The 19,315-nt window shown below is 66.5% G+C and carries 17 protein-coding genes; 13 read left to right on the plus strand and 4 right to left on the minus strand.

Annotated elements, in window-relative coordinates; all coding sequences use genetic code 11:
* Positions 1-9 precede the first annotated feature (9 nt).
* From CCZ27_RS08485 to galU, 3 genes are all read left to right on the plus strand, one after another.
* Positions 10-1,107, plus strand: coding sequence for a cell division protein ZipA (locus CCZ27_RS08485; protein ID WP_096447305.1), 1,098 nt, complete (start codon positions 10-12; stop codon positions 1,105-1,107).
* Positions 1,107-3,152 carry an NAD-dependent DNA ligase LigA gene (gene ligA, locus CCZ27_RS08490; RefSeq protein ID WP_096447307.1) on the plus strand — a complete coding sequence of 682 codons (2,046 nt, stop codon included), beginning with the start codon at positions 1,107-1,109 and terminating at the stop codon, positions 3,150-3,152. Before CCZ27_RS08485 ends, ligA begins: the two co-directional genes overlap by 1 nt.
* A gap of 70 nt (positions 3,153-3,222) precedes the next feature.
* Entirely contained in the window at positions 3,223-4,128 is a 906-nt protein-coding gene (galU, locus tag CCZ27_RS08495) for a UTP--glucose-1-phosphate uridylyltransferase GalU (protein WP_096447309.1), read from the plus strand.
* 189 nt (positions 4,129-4,317) lie between these two features.
* Here galU and typA read toward each other — a convergent pair whose 3' ends face one another.
* A complete protein-coding gene (gene typA, locus CCZ27_RS08500; protein WP_096447311.1) occupies positions 4,318-6,135 on the minus strand; it encodes a translational GTPase TypA in 1,818 nt (605 codons plus the stop codon).
* Between the two features lie 221 nt (positions 6,136-6,356).
* Between typA and CCZ27_RS08505 the strand changes: the two genes are divergently transcribed.
* Positions 6,357-7,097, plus strand: a complete 741-nt coding sequence (locus tag CCZ27_RS08505) for an S-methyl-5'-thioinosine phosphorylase (protein ID WP_096447313.1) — start codon at positions 6,357-6,359, stop codon at positions 7,095-7,097.
* A 21-nt stretch (positions 7,098-7,118) separates the two neighbouring features.
* Here CCZ27_RS08505 and CCZ27_RS08510 read toward each other — a convergent pair whose 3' ends face one another.
* Positions 7,119-7,532 carry a hypothetical protein gene (locus CCZ27_RS08510; protein ID WP_096447315.1) on the minus strand — a complete coding sequence of 138 codons (414 nt, stop codon included), beginning with the start codon at positions 7,530-7,532 and terminating at the stop codon, positions 7,119-7,121.
* Between the two features lie 259 nt (positions 7,533-7,791).
* On the opposite strand from CCZ27_RS08510, the gene CCZ27_RS08515 reads away from it, so the two are divergent.
* Positions 7,792-8,298: a TIGR00645 family protein gene (locus tag CCZ27_RS08515; RefSeq protein WP_096447317.1), complete on the plus strand. Its 507-nt coding sequence runs from the start codon at positions 7,792-7,794 to the stop codon at positions 8,296-8,298.
* Positions 8,299-8,310: 12 nt separating this feature from the next.
* Here the strand turns inward: CCZ27_RS08515 and CCZ27_RS08520 are convergent, their stop codons facing one another.
* Positions 8,311-10,893 (minus strand): [protein-PII] uridylyltransferase, encoded by a 2,583-nt coding sequence (locus CCZ27_RS08520; RefSeq protein ID WP_096447319.1) that lies wholly within the window; start codon positions 10,891-10,893, stop codon positions 8,311-8,313.
* 19 nt (positions 10,894-10,912) lie between these two features.
* Complete coding sequence (gene map / locus CCZ27_RS08525; RefSeq protein WP_096447321.1) at positions 10,913-11,728, minus strand: type I methionyl aminopeptidase; 816 nt, start codon at positions 11,726-11,728, stop codon at positions 10,913-10,915.
* A 240-nt stretch (positions 11,729-11,968) separates the two neighbouring features.
* Between map and rpsB the strand changes: the two genes are divergently transcribed.
* The 8 genes from rpsB to rseP all read left to right on the plus strand — a co-directional run bounded on the left by rpsB (position 11,969) and on the right by rseP (position 19,315).
* Positions 11,969-12,724 carry a 30S ribosomal protein S2 gene (gene rpsB / locus CCZ27_RS08530; RefSeq protein WP_096452351.1) on the plus strand — a complete coding sequence of 252 codons (756 nt, stop codon included), beginning with the start codon at positions 11,969-11,971 and terminating at the stop codon, positions 12,722-12,724.
* Positions 12,725-12,853: 129 nt separating this feature from the next.
* Complete coding sequence (tsf, locus tag CCZ27_RS08535) at positions 12,854-13,750, plus strand: translation elongation factor Ts (RefSeq protein WP_096447323.1); 897 nt, start codon at positions 12,854-12,856, stop codon at positions 13,748-13,750.
* A 10-nt stretch (positions 13,751-13,760) separates the two neighbouring features.
* Complete coding sequence (gene pyrH / locus CCZ27_RS08540) at positions 13,761-14,477, plus strand: UMP kinase (protein WP_096447325.1); 717 nt, start codon at positions 13,761-13,763, stop codon at positions 14,475-14,477.
* Positions 14,478-14,511: 34 nt separating this feature from the next.
* Positions 14,512-15,069, plus strand: coding sequence for a ribosome recycling factor (frr, locus tag CCZ27_RS08545; protein ID WP_096447327.1), 558 nt, complete (start codon positions 14,512-14,514; stop codon positions 15,067-15,069).
* A gap of 47 nt (positions 15,070-15,116) precedes the next feature.
* Positions 15,117-15,917 (plus strand): polyprenyl diphosphate synthase, encoded by an 801-nt coding sequence (uppS, locus tag CCZ27_RS08550; protein WP_096447329.1) that lies wholly within the window; start codon positions 15,117-15,119, stop codon positions 15,915-15,917.
* Positions 15,910-16,731 (plus strand): phosphatidate cytidylyltransferase, encoded by an 822-nt coding sequence (locus CCZ27_RS08555; RefSeq protein ID WP_096447331.1) that lies wholly within the window; start codon positions 15,910-15,912, stop codon positions 16,729-16,731. Before uppS ends, CCZ27_RS08555 begins: the two co-directional genes overlap by 8 nt.
* Before the next feature lie 20 nt (positions 16,732-16,751).
* Positions 16,752-17,951 (plus strand): 1-deoxy-D-xylulose-5-phosphate reductoisomerase, encoded by a 1,200-nt coding sequence (ispC, locus tag CCZ27_RS08560; protein WP_096447333.1) that lies wholly within the window; start codon positions 16,752-16,754, stop codon positions 17,949-17,951.
* On the plus strand, positions 17,948-19,315 hold the full coding sequence (rseP, locus tag CCZ27_RS08565; protein WP_096447335.1) for an RIP metalloprotease RseP: 1,368 nt from the start codon (positions 17,948-17,950) through the stop codon (positions 19,313-19,315). Before ispC ends, rseP begins: the two co-directional genes overlap by 4 nt.

Genomic DNA, 19,315 nt, shown 5'->3' on the forward strand with positions numbered 1-19,315 from the left:
GAAAAACCTATGGACAGCGAACTGCAGGTTGCACTGATAGGCGCGGGCGTTGCGGCGGTCGTGCTCATCATCGGCTACAACAAGTGGCAGGAACGCAAGCACCGGCGCCGCGCGGAAGAAGCCTTCAAGTCCGAGCACCGTGACGTGCTGCTGGAGCCCCGCGCCGGCGGGGCCGACGGCGAACGCACCGAGCCGAGCTTCGATGCGCCGCCGCCCGCCGCTGCGGACGAACCGCGCCGGGTGCGCGAAGCCCCGGTCACGCGGACCGCGCCGCAGCCGCCGGAAATGCTCGGCACGCAGACCGACTGCATCATCCAGTTGGAAGCGATCGAACTGCTGGACGTCCAGCGCGTCTGGACGGCCCAGCGCGACCAACTGGCAGGGCTGAGCAAGGCGGTGCGCTGGTTCGGCTTCGACGACGCCGAAAACCTGTGGCGTCCGCTGGGTGAGCACAGCGCGGGCAAGTGCCACTGGTTTTGCGCGGCGATGCAACTGGTGGATCGCCGCGGCCCGATCGGCGAGGTGGATTTCATGCGCTTTTCCGGCGGCGTGCAGCGCATCGCCGACCAGTTCATGGCGCTGCCGGCCGGCCTGCCGTCCCGTGTCGAAGTGCTGCGCGCAGCGACCGAACTGGACCGTATCTGTGCCGACGTCGATGTGCAGATCGGCGTGAACGTCGTGGCGACGAGCAACCAGTTCGAAGGCGACAGGATAGAGGCCGTCGCCGGCCAGCAGGATCTCAGGCTCGCCGGCGACGGCTGCTTCCACGCCCAGGACGGCCAGGGCAACACACTGTTCACGCTCGGGAATCTGGAGCCGGGCCTGTTTGCCTCCGGCGGCATGCACGGCTTGCTGACCCATGGCCTGACGCTGGTGATCGACGTCCCCCGCGTGGAGAACGGGCCGGAGGCTTTCGACCGCATGATGCGCACCGCGGCGGGCCTCGCCGAAGGGCTGTCGGGGGCGGTGGTCGACGACAACCGGGCGCCGTTCGGCGCCGAGGCCGCGGGGATGATCCGCAGCCAGATCGCGCAGTTCCAGGAGCGCATGGCGAGCTACGGCATCCCAGCCGGTGGAGACCTCGCCCGACGCCTCTTCGCCGTGTGATGAGCGGCGAATCCAACGCGGCGGAGCGCGCCGCAGCACTTCGCGCGGAGATCGCGCGGTACGACCACGCCTATTACGTGCTCGACGCGCCGACGGTGCCCGATGCCGAATACGACCGCCTGTTCCGCGAACTCGAAGCGCTGGAGGCGGACCATCCGGAACTCTGCACGCCCGATTCCCCGACCCGGCGCGTCGGCGGCAAACCGCTGGCGCAGTTCACGCCGGTGCGCCATCGCGTGCCGATGCTGTCGATCCGCACCGAAACCGATACCGAGGCGAGCGGCGCATATGCGTTCGATGCCCGCATCCGGCGCGAACTGGGGCTGGGCGAGGATGACGGGCCGGTCGAATACGCCGCCGAACTCAAGTTCGACGGCCTCGCGATCAATCTGCGCTACGAGCACGGCGTACTGGTCCAGGCAGCCACCCGCGGCGACGGGGAAACCGGCGAGGACGTCACCCAGAACATCCGCACCGTGCGGGCGATCCCGCTGCGCCTGAAGGGCGCCGCGCCGGAGGTGCTGGAGGTGCGCGGCGAGGTTTACATGCGCCGCGACGACTTCGAACGCATGAACGCGCGCCAGCTCGCGGCAGAGGAGAAGACCTTCGTCAATCCCCGCAATGCCGCCGCGGGCAGCATCCGCCAGCTCGACCCCGGCATCGCCGCGAGGCGGCCGCTGTCCTTCTTCGCATACGGGCTGGGCGAGACGGTGGGCTGGCAGGTCCCGGAGACCCATTCGGGCGTGCTCGATGCGCTGCAGGAACACGGACTGCCGGTGTGCAAACACCGCGAGGTGCTGCAGGGCGCGGACGGCCTGGCCGGATTCCATGCGCGCATCGATGCCCTGCGCGACAGCCTGCCGTTCGACATCGACGGCGTCGTCTACAAGGTCGATTCCCTGGCCCTGCAGCAGCGGCTCGGCTTCGTCACGCGCGAGCCGCGCTGGGCGGTGGCGCACAAGTATCCTGCGCAGGAAGCGGTCACGCTGTTGCGCGGCATCGAGGTCCAGGTCGGCCGCACCGGCGCCCTGACGCCGGTCGCGCGGCTGGAGCCGGTCTTCGTCGGCGGCGTCACCGTCAACAACGCCACGCTGCACAACCAGGACGAGATCGACCGCAAGGACGTGCGCATCGGCGACTGGGTGATCGTGCGCCGGGCGGGCGACGTGATCCCCGAAGTCGTGGCGCCCATCGTCGAACGCCGCACGGGGGAACTGCCGCGCTTCGACCTGCTGGCGCGCTATCCCACCTGCCCGGTGTGCGGCTCGCACGTCGTGCGCGGCGAGGACGAGGCGGTGGCGCGCTGCACCGGCGGCCTGTTCTGCCCGGCGCAGCGCAAGCAGGCGCTGCTGCATTTCGCCGGCCGCCGCGCGATGGACATCGACGGGCTGGGCGAGAAGCTGGTCGACCAGCTCGTCGATGCCGCCATCGTCAAGACGCCGGTCGACATCTACAGGCTCGGCATCCTCGCGCTGGCCAACCTCGAGCGCATGGGCGAGAAGTCGGCGCAGAACCTGCTGGCCGCGATCGACAAGAGCCGCAACACCACGCTCGCACGCTTCATCTTCGCGCTGGGCATCCGCAACGTCGGCGAGGCCACCGCGCGCGACCTGGCGCGCCATTTCGGCAACCTGGATGCGCTGCTGCAGGCCGAAGAGGCGGCATTGCAGCAGGTGCCCGACGTGGGCCCGATCGTCGCCAGATCCATCGCGGAGTTCCTCGGCGAGCCGCACAACCGCGAAGTCATCGAGCAACTGCGCGCTGCGGGCGTGCAGTGGGAAGAGGGGGAACCGTCGGCGGCGGCCAGCGGGCGCCTGATCGGCAAGACCCTGGTGCTGACCGGCACGCTCCCCACGCTGAGCCGCGACGAGGCCAAGGCGCTGATCGAGGCCCAGGGCGGCAAGGTCGCCGGATCGGTATCGAAGAAGACCGACTACGTGGTGGCCGGCGCGGAAGCGGGGTCCAAGCTCGCCAAGGCGCAGGAACTGGGCATCGCGGTACTCGACGAGGAAGGATTGATGGCCATGCTGGCGGGCGCGGGCTGAGGCCGGCCGGCGAAGGATTCACCTGGATTCATTGCAGCACCAACCTGGAACTACCCGGAGTAGAGCAACCATGAAGAAAGTCACCAAGGCAGTCTTCCCCGTGGCAGGCATGGGCACGCGCTTCCTGCCCGCCACCAAGGCAAGCCCCAAGGAGATGCTGCCGATCGTCGACAAGCCGCTGATCCAGTACGCGGTGGAAGAGGCGGTGGCGGCGGGCATCACCGACATGATCTTCATCACCGGCCGCACCAAGCGTTCGATCGAGGATCATTTCGACAAGGCTTACGAACTCGAGACCGAACTCGAGGCGCGCGGCAAGAAGGAACTGCTCGAGATCGTGCGCAAGACGGTGCCGAAGGACGTCAACTGCATCTATACCCGCCAGGCCGAGGCGCTCGGGCTGGGGCATGCGGTGCTGTGCGCGGAGCACATCGTCAGCGACGAGGCGTTCGCGGTCATCCTCGCCGACGACCTGCTCGAAAACCCGAGCGGCGCCCCGGTCATGAAGCAGATGGTCGATGTCTACAACTACAACCGCTGCTCGGTGCTCGGCACCATGAACGTGCCGCGGCAGGACACGCGCCAGTACGGCATCGTCAGTACCGAGAGCCAGTCCGGCAACGTGCAGCGCGTCACCGGCATCGTCGAGAAGCCCAAGCCCGAAGAGGCGCCGACCACCCAGGCCGTCGTCGGCCGCTATATCCTGACGCCCCGCATCTTCGACCACCTGCACGCGATCAAGCCCGGCGCCGGCGGCGAAATCCAGCTCACCGACGCGATCGCCTCGCTGCTGAGGGAGGAGGCGGTGCTGTCCTACCAGTTCGACGGCGTGCGCTTCGATTGCGGCTCCAAGTTCGGCTACCTGAAGGCCACGGTCGAACTCGGCTTGCGCCATCACGAGACCGGCCCGGCATTCGCGGCCTACCTGGCCGATCGCTTCAGCACCGGCGAAGCCGAAAAGAAGAAGGAAAAATGATGGGCCGGTCCGCATGGCGGACCGCTGCAACCTGCAAAAGGCGCCGGAGTTTGGCGCCTTTTTTCGTTTACCCCGTCCCGTGTCGCATCCGGAGCGCGGCCGGCATGCGCGAGCCCGGCCCGCAGACGAAAAAGCCCTGCCGGTGCGAATCGGCAGGGCTTTGTGGCGGCGTGCGGCGAAAGGCAGGGCTTATGCGGCCTCGGCCTTCGCGGCGCGCTTGCGGTCGGTTTCCTTCAGATGCCGCTTGCGCAGGCGGATGCTCTTGGGCGTGATCTCGACCAGTTCGTCGTCGGCGATGAACTCGATCGCGGATTCCAGCGTCAGCGAGATCGGCGGGATCAGGCGCACCGCTTCGTCGGTGCCGGAAGCGCGCACGTTGGTGAGCTGCTTGCCCTTGATCGGGTTCACCACGAGGTCGTTGTCGCGGGTGTGGATGCCGATGATCATGCCTTCGTACAGCGCCTCGCCGGGGCTGACGAACATGCGGCCGCGATCCTGCAGGTTCCACAGCGCGTAGGCCACGGCCTCGCCGTCGTTCTGCGAGATCAGCACGCCGTTGCGGCGCTCGGCCATGGCGCCGGCCATGGCGCTGTAGTCGTCGAACACGTGAGAGGCGAGGCCGGTGCCGCGCGTCATGGTCAGGAACTCGCCCTGGAAGCCGATCAGGCCACGCGCCGGGATGCGGTATTCCAGGCGCACGCGGCCCTTGCCGTCCGGCTGCATGTCCTGCAGTTCGCCGCGGCGGCGGCCGAGTTCTTCCATGACGCCGCCCTGGTGGTCTTCTTCCACATCGACCGTGAGCATTTCGAACGGCTCGCACTTCACGCCGTCGATTTCCTTGTACACCACGCGCGGACGGCCCACCGCCAGCTCGTAGCCTTCGCGGCGCATGTTTTCCAGCAGGATGGTGAGGTGCAGTTCGCCGCGGCCGGAGACTTCGAACACGTCGGAATCGTTGGTGTAGTTCACCCGCAGCGCCACGTTCTTCAGCAGTTCCTTTTCCAGGCGCTCGCGGATCTGGCGGCTGGTGACGAACTTGCCTTCGCGGCCGGCCAGCGGCGAGCTGTTCACCATGAAGTTCATGGTCAGCGTCGGCTCGTCGACCGCGATCGGGGTCATGCCTTCCAGACAGTCCGGGTCGCACAGCGTCACGCCGATGTTGACCTGCGCAATGCCCGCCACCAGCACGATGTCGCCGGCTTCGGCGAATTCCGCGGGCGAGCGCTCCAGTCCCTTGAAGGTGAGGATCTGGCTGACCTTGCCCTTGCCGCGGTTCTCGTCGCCGTACATCGCCACCAGTTCCTGGTTGGGGCGGATGCGGCCGCGCTTGATGCGGCCGATGCCGAGCTGGCCCATGTAGGTGGAGTAGTCGAGCGAACAGATCTGCAGTTGCAGCGGGCCTTCGGCATCGACTTCCGGCGCCGGCACGTACTTGAGGATGGCGTCGAACAGCGGGCGCATGTCCTTGCGCTCGTCGTCGAGGCTTTCCATCGCGAAGCCGTTCAGGCCGGAAGCGTAGATCACCGGAAAGTCCAGTTGCTCGTCGGTGGCGCCGAGCTTGTCGAAGAGGTCGAAGGTATGGTTGATCACCCAGTCCGGACGCGCGCCCGGACGGTCGATCTTGTTGATCACGACGATGGGCTTCAGGCCCAGCCCCAGCGCCTTGCGGGTGACGAAGCGGGTCTGCGGCATCGGGCCTTCGACCGCGTCGACCAGCAGCAGCACGCTGTCGACCATCGACAGCACGCGCTCGACCTCGCCGCCGAAGTCAGCGTGGCCCGGGGTGTCGACGATGTTGATGTGGGTATCGCCATACTGGATGGCACAGTTCTTCGACAGGATCGTGATGCCGCGTTCCTTCTCGATGTCGTTCGAGTCCATGACCCGTTCGGCCACCTGCTGGTTCTCACGGAAGGTGCCGGACTGGCGCAGCAACTGGTCGACCAGCGTGGTCTTGCCGTGGTCGACGTGGGCGATGATGGCGATATTGCGGATGGCGCGGGACATGGAAGCGGGAAGTCTTTGAAAGGGCATGGATTTTAACACGCGGCTGCGGCGGCGCAGCATCATTTTTCGGGCCGGGCTGGCGGATTTCCCGTGCGTGGATGACGGATGCCTCGACGCCGCCGCGACATCCGCCTCCGCGCCCTTTCCGGCCGCGGGACTGCGTGCGGAAAGGGCATCGGCCCGCGTGGTAGACTCGGCGCCCCGTTCCTCGGAGTTCCTACATGCTCGCGATCATCGGCGGCAGCGGCTTGACCCAGCTCTCGAACATGGCGGTGATCCGTCGCGAAGTGGCGCGCACCCCTTACGGCGAGCCTTCGGGCGCACTGATGTACGGCACGATGTGCAACGAACCGGTCGTCTTCCTCGCACGCCACGGCTACGGCCACACGATCCCGCCGCATCTGGTGAACTACCGCGCCAACCTCTGGGCGCTGAAGCAGGCCAAGGCCAATGCCATCATCTCGGTCGCGTCGGTCGGCAGCATCCGCTCCGACTTTCCGCCGGGGACGCTCGTCGTGCCGCACCAGATCATCGACTACACCTGGGGCCGCAAGAGCACCTATTTCGAGGGCGGGGAGGGCCTCGTCAAGCACATCGATTTCACCCATCCCTACGACGAAGCGCTGCGCCAGCGCCTGATCGCGGCCGCGCATGCAGCGGACGACAGCGCCCACGACGGCGCGGTATACGCCGCCACCCAGGGCCCGCGCCTCGAAACCAAGGCCGAGATCGACCGCCTGGAGCGCGATGGCGCCGACGTGGTGGGCATGACCGGCATGCCCGAGGCGTCGCTCGCCAGGGAACTGGAAATTCCCTACGCCGCGATCAACGTCGTCGCAAACTACGCCGCCGGCCGGGTCAGCAGCGAGCGGGGCATCCATTTCGGCGACATCGAGAAGGTACTGCAGGGGTCGATGCTGCGGGTGCGGCACCTGCTGGAACATCTTTGCCGGGTGTGCTGAACGGCATCACCGCCGGCTACGTTACCGGTGCGAGGCGTGCCAATCGAGCCCGAACATCCGGTTCATCAACCGCGCAATGCCGCCGCCCGGATCGTACCCCGTGGTGAGGAGCGAAAAACGGGAATACTTGGTGCCCGAAATCAGCAGCTTGATTTGCGTGGTGAATGCCGCCGCGGCCTCGAATTGCGGATGCCAGCTGCCATCGGCGAAAACCAGGTCGATGCCGGCCTCGTCCGAGAACAGTTCCTCGGTGCCACGATAGATCATCACGATTTCCCTGGTGGTTTCGTTCGCATAGGCAACGCCAAAGAAACCCGAGGCATCGGGCAACGGCTTGCCGAGCATGGTCCAGTCGCCGACGGTTTGCGGCGGGGTATCCAGACAGGCGGCATCGGACAGGATGGCGAGTTGCGCATCGCGGCTCTGGGTGCTCATGCTTCTTTCCGTATTTGGTCTGACTTGATCGACGTCTGACGGAATATGAAGCTGAATCCGGTTTCCGGTGTTTTGCTTCCAGGCCCAAAATCTTTGATCTCGGAGTTCGGACATCCCGATCGCGCACCGGCATGGCACCCGCGCGATACGGGTGATGCCTTTCCAGGCATGCTGTGAAACGCCGCCGGGCGTGGCCGGGTAGCATGCTGCAATGCAGCGCTGCTAGAATCCGGCGCTCTGAAACAGCCGAACCCTGTCAATGAAACGTATCGAAACCGGATTCGAACACCTGCTTTTTTCCAGCCGCTGGCTGATGGCCCCCGTCTATTTCGGCCTGGTGCTGGCGATGGTCGTCCTGCTGGTGAAGTTCGGCAAGGAGGTGTGGGGCCTGTTCGCCCACATCATGACCGCGAGCGGCGGCGAACTGATCATCGGCGTGCTGTCGCTGGTGGACATCGCGCTGATCATGAACCTGCTGCTCATCATCATGTTCAGCGGCTACGAGAACTTCGTGTCGAAGATGGAGGACCTGCATAACCACCAGGACCGGCCCGACTGGATGGGGCACATCGGCTTTTCGGACCTCAAGATCAAGCTGATCGGCTCGATCGTGGCGATTTCGGGTATCGAGCTGCTGAAGGCATTCATGAACGTCACCAACCTCACCAACCAGCACCTGGGCTGGATGGTGGGCATCCACATCACCTTCCTGTTCTCCGGCCTGCTCTATGCGGCAATGGACCGCATCTCCGGCAAGGGGCACTGACGGCCGCGGCCGCTAGACCTGCAGGCGGTCGAGGATCTCGCGCTCGACCTTCAGCAACTGGGCGTCCTGCGACAGGCCACCGCCGGAGAGCAGGAAAGTGTCCTCGACGCGCTCGCCGAGCGTATCGATCCGCGCGGTATGCAGGCGTATGCCGTGGCTGGCGAGTACCTCGGCGACGTCGAACAGCAGGCCGGGACGGTCTGCGGCGGTCAGTGAAAGGACGTAGTGCCGGCCGGCCTCGTCCGCGCGCAGGCTGACCTCGGGGGTGATCGGGAAATGCTTGACCTGGCGCGACAGGCGGCCGCGCGCCGGGCGTTCGGGGGCGCCGGGGTGCTCCAGCCGCTCGGTCAGCTCATGCTCGATCAGCATGATGATGTCGCGGTAGGGCATGTCGTGCCCGGGGTCCTGGAGCACGAAGCTGTCCAGCGCGTAGCCGTGCCGGGTGGTGTGGACCTTGGCGTCCAGGATGGTGAAACCCATGCGGCCGAAAAAGCCGGTCAGGCGTACGAACAGGTCTTTCTGGTCGGGAACGTAGACCATCACCTGGATGCCGGTCTCGTCGCCGACCACGCGCGCCTTGACGACCGGCTCGTCGGAATCGGGACGGTGGTACAGCACGCGCGCATGCCAGGCGATCTCGTCGGGCGTCAGGCGCATGAAGTAGACGGCGTCGAGCTGCGACCAGAAGGCATCCTCCACCCCGGGCCGCAGGCCGTGATAGCGCAGCAGGCGGCGGGCGTCTTCCTGCCGGTCGTCCAGGCCCAGGGCCTCCACCGGCGTGGCGCCGCGCAGCAGGCGCTGGGTGGCGAAGAACAGATCCTCCAGCAGGCGGCCCTTCCAGCCGTTCCACACCTTGGGGCTGGTGCCGCGGATGTCCGCATGGGTCAGCAGGTACAGCGCGGTCAGACGGCGCTCGTCGCCGACGATGGCGGCAAAGCGGCGGATCACCTCGGGGTCGGAGGTGTCTTCCTTCTGCGCGAACTGCGACATGGTCAGGTGGTGCTCGACCAGCCAGACCACGAGCCCGCCATCCTCGGCCGGCAGGGCGTGCTGCGTGCAGAACTCGCGTGCATCCTCCATCCCGAGGCGGGAGTGGTCCCCGCCACGGCCCTTGGCGATGTCGTGGAACAGCGCCGCCAGGTACAGCAGCCAATGCCGCGGGAGGCCGAGGATCAGGCGCGACATCAGCGGGTATTCGTGCGCGTGCTCACCCATGGTGAAGCGGCGCACGTTGCGAAGCACCATCAGGATGTGCTGATCCACCGTATAGACGTGGAAGAGGTCGTGCTGCATCTGGCCGACGATCTTGCGCCAGGCCGGCAGGTAGCGCGACAGGATGCCGTACTGGTTCATGCGCCTGAACGCATGCACGATGCCGCGCTTCTGCTGCACGATCTGCATGAACAGCGCCTTGTGCGCGGGGTCGGCGCGGAACTCGGCATTGATGCGGTTCCGGTTCAGCCACAGCGCGCGCAGCGTGCGGGCGGTCATCCCTTTCAGTTCGGAACGCTGCTGCAGGATCAGGAAACATTCGAGCAGCGCCGCCGGATGGCGCTCGAAGACGTCCTCATGCCGGATGTCCAGCAGTTCGCGCACGGCCTGGAAGCGGTCACTGATGACGATCGCCGCGCCGCGGTCGGGAAAGATCACGCTGCCGTAGTTCTGCAGCAGGATGGTGTTGAGCTGCGTCACCATCTTGGCCGTCAGGTAGTAGCGCTGCATGAACGCTTCGGAGGCGCGCTTGCTGCCGCCGGCCTCGAAGCCCATGAGCCGCGCGAGCTTTTCCTGATGGTCGAACAGGACGCGATCCTCGGCGCGCCCGGTGAGGTAGTGCAGGCGGATGCGCACGTGCTGCAGGAAGCGCTCGATGTTGCGCAGGTCGCTCGCCTCGCCGCCGGTGATCAGCCGGTGGCGGGCAAGGTCGCGCCAGTTGCTGCCCAGCCTCGCGGCGCGCGCGATCCAGCCCAGCATCTGCAGGTCGCGCAGGCCGCCGGGGCTCTCCTTGCAGTTGGGTTCGAGCGCATAGGGCGTGTCGTTGAAGCGCGCGTAGCGCTGCTCCTGCTCGAGCCGCTTCGCCTTGAAGAAGGCGCGCGGGTCCATGGCCTTGTCGTAGCGGCGGGCCAGTTCGTCGAAAAGGCTCCGGTCGCCGGTCACCAGCCGTGCCTCGAGCAGATTGGTCTGCACCGTGATGTCCGAGGCCGACGCCTCCAGGCAGTCGTCGATCGTGCGCGCCGAATGCCCGATCTCCAGGCCGATGTCCCACAGCGCGCCCACCAGCGACGACAGTTTCACCCGCAGTGCCTCGTCCGGCGCCGCCGGCAGCAGGAACAACAGGTCGACGTCGGAATGCGGGAACAGCTCGCCGCGCCCGTAGCCGCCCACGGCGACGAGGGCCGCATCCGCCGGCATGCCGCAGGCGGACCACAGGCGCACGACCATCCGGTCGACGAGCCGTGCGCGCCCTTCGAGCAGCACCTTGGTGCGCGGCTGGGCCTCGTAGGCCGCGCGCAGCGCTGCCGATTCCGCCGCCAACCCGGTGCGCGCGCGGGCAATGATGTCGTGGAGACCGCCGGAACCGTTGTCGGTCACTGCCATACGGACCTGCGAATCCGCGTCAGGCCAGGCGGCCGGCCACCAGCGGCGGGGGAGGGGGCGTTCTTTCGGACACGGTCAGGATCTCGACGCCCGTCTCGGTGACCAGCACGGTGTGCTCGAACTGCGCCGACAGGCTGCGGTCCTTGGTGACGATGGTCCAGCCGTCGGGCAGTTCGGAGATCGCCGCCTTGCCGGCGTTGATCATCGGCTCGATCGTGAAGATCATCCCCGGCCTGAGTTCCACGCCGGTGCCCGCCTTGCCGTAGTGCAGCACCTGCGGCTCTTCGTGGAACTTGCGGCCGATGCCGTGGCCGCAGAATTCCCGCACGACCGAGAATCCGTTCCCTTCCGCGTGCTTCTGGATGACCGCGCCGATGTCGCCGAGGTGGCCGCCCGGCCTGACCGCGGCGATGCCCAGCCACATGCATTCGTAGGTGATCTGCGTGAGGCGCTTGGCGATGATGCTCGCCTCGTTGCCGACGATGAAGGTGCGGCTGGTGTCGCCGTGGTATTCGTCCTTGATGACGGTGATGTCGAGATTGACGATGTCGCCCTTCTTCAGCACCTTGTCGCCCGGAATGCCGTGGCAGACCTGGTGGTTGATCGAGGTGCAGATCGACTTCGGGAACGGCGTATACCCGGGGGGCGCGTAGTTCAGCGGGGCCGGGACGGTCTGCTGCACATCGACCATGTAGTCGTGGCACAGGCGGTCGAGCTCGCCGGTGGTCACGCCGGGCTTGACGAACGGTTCGATGTAGTCGAGGACTTCGGCTGCCAGACGGCAGGCCACCCGCATTCTTTCGATTTCTTCGGGTGTCTTTATGGTGATGCTCATGTCGGGGTCGGGGTGCCGATGGTGCTGGATGAAGTAGACAGGCTATCGCATGCGCCCCTCCCGGGCAAACCGCGCGCGGCGGGCGCCTTGAGTCCTGCAATCCGCACATGCTAATATTTCGGGCTTGTCTGCCAAGGCAGGCAAAATCCACACGCCCGACAATCAAGGGTCCGCTCGACGATGCAGATCGTGGGGCGGCGATGGCGGGCGGCGGTCAAACCCTCGATACTGGAGCAACACATGTCCGTCACTATGCGTCAGATGCTCGAAGCGGGCGTCCACTTCGGCCACCAGACCCGTTTCTGGAACCCGCGCATGGCCCCTTACATCTTCGGCCAGCGCAACAAGATCCACATCGTCAACCTCGAAAAGACGATGGCGAAGTACAACGAGGCGATGAATTTCGTGCGCAAGCTCGCCTCGAACCGCGGCAACATCCTGTTCGTCAGCACCAAGCGCCAGGCGCGCGAGATCATCTCCGAAGAAGCGCACCGCGCCGGCATGCCCTACGTCGATGAGCGCTGGCTCGGCGGCATGCTGACCAACTTCAAGACGGTCAAGCAGTCGATCAAGCGCCTGAAGGAAGTCGAGGCGATGATGGAAGACGGCTCGATCGAGCGCCTGTCCAAGCGCGAGGCGCTGACCGTGCGCCGCGAACTCGACAAGCTGCAGAAGTCCATCGGCGGCATCAAGGACATGGGCGGCCTGCCGGACGCGCTGTTCGTGATCGACGTCGGCTACCACAAGATCGCCATCACCGAGGCGCAGAAGCTGGGCATCCCGGTCGTGGCGGTGGTCGATACCAACCACTCGCCGGAAGGCGTTGATTACGTGATCCCGGGCAACGACGACTCGTCCCGCGCGATCCGCCTGTATGCGCGCGGCGTGGCCGATGCCGTGCTGGAAGGCCGCAGCCAGGTCCTGCAGGAGATCGTCGCCGCCGGCGGCGACGAGTTCGTCGAAGTCGAAGAGGAAGGCTCGCAGGAACAGGCTTGATGAGTCGTGCCCGGCGCCCGCCGGGTGCCGGGCGCGACGATTCCCCGTTCCTGTCGCCGCACCGGATTCCAGTCGCGGCGGGCGCTTCGTCCGCCGCTTGCAATAGATCGAAGACATTCAGGAGCTAGCATGGCGGAAATCACCGCAAGCATGGTCAAGGAACTGCGCGAGAAGACCGACGCGCCCATGATGGAATGCAAGAAGGCGCTGGCCGAAGCGGCCGGCGACATGGGCAAGGCCGAGGAAATCCTGCGCGTCAAGCTGGGCAACAAGGCGTCGAAGGCCGCCGCCCGCGTCGCTGCCGAAGGCATCGTCGGCATCGACGTGTCGGCCGACGGCAAGCTCGGCTCGATCATCGAAGTCAACTGCGAAACCGACTTCGTCGCCAAGAACGACGACTTCCTCGCGCTGGTCAAGAACTGCGCCGAACTCGTGTCGGGCAAGAACCCGGCCGACGTCGCCGCCCTGTCGGCGCTGCCGCTGGGCGAGGGCACCGTCGAATCGACCCGCGCCGCGCTGGTCGGCAAGATCGGCGAGAACATGTCGATCCGCCGCTTCGTCCGCGTCGAGGCGCAGGGCCGGCTCTGCTCCTACATCCACGGCGGCGCCAGGATCGGCGTGCTGCTGGACCTGGTCGGCGGTGACGAACAGCTCGGCAAGGACATCGCGATGCACATCGCCGCCTCCAAGCCCAAGGCGCTGGATGCTTCCGGCGTGTCGCAGGACCTGATCGAGGCCGAACGCCGCATCGCCGTCGAAAAGGCACGCGCCGACAACAAGCCGGAAGCAATGCTGGAAAAGATCGCCGACGGCACCGTGCAGAAGTTCCTCAAGGAAGTGACGCTGCTGGCCCAGGTCTTCGTCAAGGCCGAGGACGGCAAGCAGACGATCGAACAGTTGCTGAAGGCCAGGGGCGCCTCGGTCGCCGGCTTCACGCTGTACATCGTCGGCGAAGGCATCGAGAAGAAGGTGACCGACTTCGCCGCGGAAGTGGCCGAGCAGGCCGCCGCCGCGGCCCAGAAGTAAGGAGCCCGACGTGTCCGCCGCCGCCTACAAGCGCATCCTGCTGAAGCTGTCCGGCGAGGCCCTGATGGGCAACGACCCCTATGGCATCAACGAGGAAGTCGTCACCCGCATCGTCACCGAAGTGGCCGAGATCACCCGTCTCGGCGTGCAGGTGGGCGTGGTGATCGGCGGCGGCAACATCTTTCGCGGCATGAAGGGAGCGGCCTCCGGCATGGATCGCGCCACCGCCGACTACATGGGCATGCTGGCCACGGTCATGAACGCGATGGCACTCGCCGACGCCATGCGCCGCATGAGCGTCGAGGCGCGCGTGCAGTCCGCGCTGCGCATCGACCAGGTCGTCGAGCCCTACATCCGCGGCCGTGCGATCCGGCATCTCGAGGAAGGGCGCGTCGTCATCTTCGCCGCGGGGACCGGCAACCCCTTCTTCACCACCGACACGGCCGCCGCGCTGCGCGGCGCCGAGATCGGCGCCCAGATCGTGCTGAAGGCCACCAAGGTGGATGGCGTCTACACCGCGGACCCGAAGAAGGACCCCGAAGCCAAGCGTTATCATCGCATCAGCTTCGACGAGGCGATCGGCCGCAACCTCGCGGTGCTCGATGCGACCGCCTTTGCGCTGTGCCGCGACCAGAAGCTGCCGATCAACGTGTTTTCGATCTTCAAGCCCGGTGCGCTGAAGCGCGTCGTGATGGGCGAGGACGAAGGCACGCTGGTTCATTCCTGAAGCCGCCCGTCGAGCCCATTTCGAGGAAGCACGCATGATTTCCGAACTCAAGATGACGACCGAGCAGAAAATGCAGAAGTCGATCGAGGCGCTGAAGGCGGATCTCGCCAAGGTGCGCACCGGTCGCGCGCATACCGGCCTCCTGGATCACGTGATGGTCGAGTACTACGGCTCGATGGTGCCGGTCAATCAGGTGGCGAACATCACCCTCATCGATGCGCGCACCATCGGCGTCCAGGCTTGGGAAAAGCAGATGATGGGCAAGATCGAGCGCGCGATCCGCGACAGCGATCTGGGCCTCAACCCGGCCAACATGGGCGAACTGCTGCGCGTTCCCATGCCTGCTCTGACCGAGGAACGCCGCCGCGACCTCACCAAGGTCGTGCGCCAGGAAGGCGAAACCGCCAAGGTCGCGGTGCGCAACCTGCGCCGGGATGCCAACCAGCATCTCAAGGACGCGGTGAAGGACAAGACGATCTCCGAGGACGACGAGCGTCGTGCCCAGGACGACATCCAGAAGTTGACCGACAAGGCCGTGGCCGAGATCGACAAGCTGCTGGCGCAGAAAGAACAGGAACTGATGCAGATCTGATCCCTCCGGATCGGCTGTTCCCATCGGGGCACGCGAGGAGGCGAATCGTGGCAAACGCAGGTTTCACCAGCTCGACGCGGGACATTCCGGCGGTGTCTGCCGTCCCGTCGCACATCGCCATCATCATGGACGGAAACGGCAGGTGGGCACGCAAGCGCTTCCTGCCGCGCGTCGCCGGACACAGCCGCGGCGTGGACGCCCTGCGCGAAGTCATCCGCGCCTGCATGGATCGCGGGGTCGGCTACCTGACCGTGTTCGCATTCAGTTCCGAGAACTGGCGCCGTCCGGCCGAGGAAGTCTCCTTCCTGATGCAGCTCTTCATGAGGTCTCTGCAGAAGGAAGTCGAGCGTCTGCACCAGAACGGCATCCGCTTTCGGGTCATCGGCGACCTGTCGCGCTTCGATCCGGCACTGGTGTCGATGATCCGCGACGCCGAGACCCTGACCGCGGGCAACACCCGCTTCAACCTGACGGTCGCCGCGAATTACGGCGGACGGTGGGAGATCCTCGATGCGGTGGCCAAGATGCTGGAGCGCAACCCGGAGCGCCGCTCCGGCTTCACCGAGGATGACTTGGCGGCCGGCCTGGCGACGCATTTCGCACCGGAACCCGACCTCTTCATCCGTACCGGCGGCGAGAAACGCATCAGCAATTTCCTGCTGTGGCAACTGGCCTACGCGGAACTCTACTTCACCGACACGCTGTGGCCGGATTTCGGCGCGGAAGCACTCGACAAGGCCATCGCGTCCTACCGGATGCGCGAACGCCGTTTCGGCCGCACCAGCGAACAGTTGAGCGAGCAGGCACCGTCGTCCCAGGGAGCGGAACCCGCGGGGCGCCATGCTTAGGCTGCGGGTCCTGACCGCGATCGTGCTCCTCGCCGGCCTGCTCTCCGCCTTGCTGCTGTTGCCAGCCATGGGATGGCTGCTGCTGTGCGCGGCCATCTGCGGTGCGGCGGCATGGGAGTGGGGCGGACTCGCATCCTTCGGGCGGGGTGCGCGCTCGATCCTCGCCCCCGTCTTTGCCCTGGCTTGCCTCGCGCTGGGCTACTCGGCCGGGCTGGCGGGAGACCGACTGCCGCCGCCGTCCTATCTCGGGCCGATCTATCTCGTCAGCGCAGCCTTCTGGCTGGGCGTGATCCCCGCATGGCTTGCGCTCAAGTGGAAGCTGGACAGCGCTGCACTGGCGGTCGCCGTGGGAGCGGTCGTGCTGCTGCCGCCGGCGCTCGCGCTTGCCCATCTGAGGCTCATCGATCCGCGGGTGCTCCTGGCCGCGATGGCGGCCGTCTGGGTGGCCGACATCGCCGCCTATTTTTCCGGCCGCGCCTTCGGCCGCCACAAGCTCGCGCCGGGCATCAGCCCCGGCAAGACCTGGGAAGGCGCCGCCGGGGCGGCCATCGGCGTGCTGGTGTTCGGGATCGTCCTGTCCAGTGCCCTCAACATCCCGCCGCCGGCCGGCTGGGCAGGGTTTGCCGTGCTGCTGATCGTCTATACCGGCATCAGCATCGTCGGCGATCTGTTCGAGTCCCTGCTGAAGCGGCAGGCGGGACTGAAGGACAGCGGCACGCTGCTGCCGGGCCACGGCGGAATTCTCGATCGCATCGACAGCCTCACCTCCACGCTGCCCATCGCAGGACTGGCGGCCCTCTGGTGGGCACGCTGACTCTCGCCGGGCTTCCTCACATGCCAGAAATCCGTCACCAGCGCATCACGGTCCTGGGCGCAACCGGCTCGATCGGCCTCAGCACGCTCGACGTGATCGCGCGCCATCCCGCGCGATTCTCGGTCTTCGCGCTGACCGCACAGCGCCAGGCCGACAAGCTGCTCGAACAATGCCTGCAGTTCTCGCCCCGGTACGCGGTGCTCGGCGACGCCTCCGGCGTCGCCGAGTTGCAGCGCGCGCTGGGCGACGCGGGCTGCCGCACCGAGGTGCTGACCGGCGTCGAGGCGCTCGAATACGTGTCGTCGCATGCCGACGTGGATGCGGTGATGGCCGCCATCGTCGGCGCGGCCGGCCTTCGCCCGGCGCTCGCCGCCGCCCGCGCGGGCAAGAAGCTGATGCTGGCCAACAAGGAAGCCCTGGTGCTGTCCGGCCGCTTGTTCATGGACGCGGTGGGCGCCAGCGGCGCCACGCTGTTCCCGATCGACAGCGAGCACAATGCGATCTTCCAGTCCCTGCCGGCGAACTATGCGCGCGATCCGGGGGCGGCCGGCGTGCGCCGCGTGCTGCTGACCGCGTCCGGCGGCCCCTTCCGCACCACGCCGGCCGGCCTTCTCGAGCAGGTCACGCCAGAGCAGGCTTGCGCGCATCCCAACTGGGTCATGGGGCGCAAGATCTCGGTCGATTCGGCCACGATGATGAACAAGGGGCTCGAGGTCATCGAGGCTCACTGGCTCTTCGGCGCGCCCGCCGGGCAGATCGAGGTCGTCGTGCATCCGCAGAGCGTGATCCACTCGATGGTCGACTACGTCGATGGTTCGGTGATCGCGCAGCTCGGCAACCCGGACATGCGCACGCCCATCGCCCATGCGCTGGCGTGGCCGCAGCGGATCGACGCCGGCGTCAGGACGCTCGATCTCTTCGAGATCGCACGGCTCGATTTCGAACGCCCCGACCTGGAGCGCTTTCCGTGCCTTCGCCTCGCCTACCAGGCGCTGGGCGCGGGCGGAAGCGCGCCGGCGGTACTCAACGCGGCGAACGAGGAGGCCGTCGACGCCTTCCTCGACCGGCGGATCGGTTTCCGCTGCATTGCGCAGGTGATCGAGGAAACGCTGGAACGCGCGGAGCCGATGCCGGTCGATTCGCTCGATGCGGTCCTGGCGGCCGACCTGCAGGCCCGCGAACGGGCGCGCATCGAGATCCGCAAGCGACATAGACCATGAACCTGTTCGACTACCTGATTCCGTTCGCACTCGCGCTGGGTGTCCTGATCCTCGTCCATGAACTGGGGCATTACCTGGTGGCGCGCTGGTGCGGGGTGAAGGTCCTGCGGTTCTCGATCGGCTTCGGCAAGCCGCTGCTGGTGCGCAGGGCGGGGCCGGACGGTACCGAATGGGCGCTTGCGGCCTTTCCGCTGGGCGGCTACGTCAAGATGCTCGACGAGCGCGAAGGCGAGGTCGCCGATGCGGAACTGCACCGGGCCTTCAACCGCCAGAGCGTGTGGCGCCGGTTCGCCATCGTCGCGGCGGGGCCGCTCGCCAACTTCCTGCTCGCGATCGTCCTGTACTGGGGCATGTTCGTCGTGGGAACGGACGAACTGCGGCCGCGGATCTCGCTCACCGATACGCCCGGCGTCGCCGCTGCCGCCGGATTGCGCGACGGCGACCTCGTCCTCGCGGTCGATGAGGAAGCGGTCCGCAGTTGGCAGGAACTGCGCTGGGTCCTGCTCAAGCACACGGTGGACAGCCGCCGCGTGGTGCTGCACGTGAAGACGCTGGAAGACGTGGATGCATTCCGCGCGCTCGACCTGAGCGGAGTCGACATCGACGACGGGGGCAGCGACCTCATCGCGCGCATGGGCATGCGCCCCTGGCGGCCGCTCATTCCCGCGGTGGTCGGACGACTGGTCGAAGGCGGAGCCGCCCAGCGCGCCGGTATCCAGGTCGGCGACGAGGTGACGGCCATCGACGGCGAGACGCTCGACGGCTGGACGGAGCTGGTCGAACGCGTGCGCGAGGCCGCGGGACGCGAATTGCGCATCGACGTCCTGCGTACCGGGGCCGCGCTGAGTTTTCGCGTGACGCCCGACACCGAGAGCGAAAACGGCGTGAAGGTCGGACGCATCGGCGTCGGGGTCGCCGATCCCGGCGCCACCGGCGGGCCCGCGCTCTTCTCCGAAGTCCGCTACGGGGTGGTGGAAGGGATGGCGAAAGCCGTGCGCCAGACCTGGGATACCAGCGTGCTGAGCCTGCAGATGATCGGCAGGATGCTCGTGGGCGAAATCTCGTGGAAAAACCTGTCCGGCCCGGTGACGATTGCCGACTATGCGGGGCAGACCGCGCGGCTCGGAATCATCCACTATCTCAAGTTCGTGGCGATGATCAGCATCAGCCTGGGCGTGCTCAACCTGCTTCCCATCCCGGTGCTGGATGGAGGGCATTTACTGTATTATGTTGTGGAAATCATCAAGGGCGGCCCCATTCCGGAGCGCGTCATGGAGATCGGCCAGCAGATCGGTCTCGCACTCCTCGTAATGCTGATGGCATTCGCCTTCTACAACGACCTCAACCGACTAATTTCCGGCTGA

The sequence above is a fragment of the Thauera sp. K11 genome, assembly GCF_002354895.1.
Classification (GTDB): domain Bacteria; phylum Pseudomonadota; class Gammaproteobacteria; order Burkholderiales; family Rhodocyclaceae; genus Thauera; species Thauera sinica.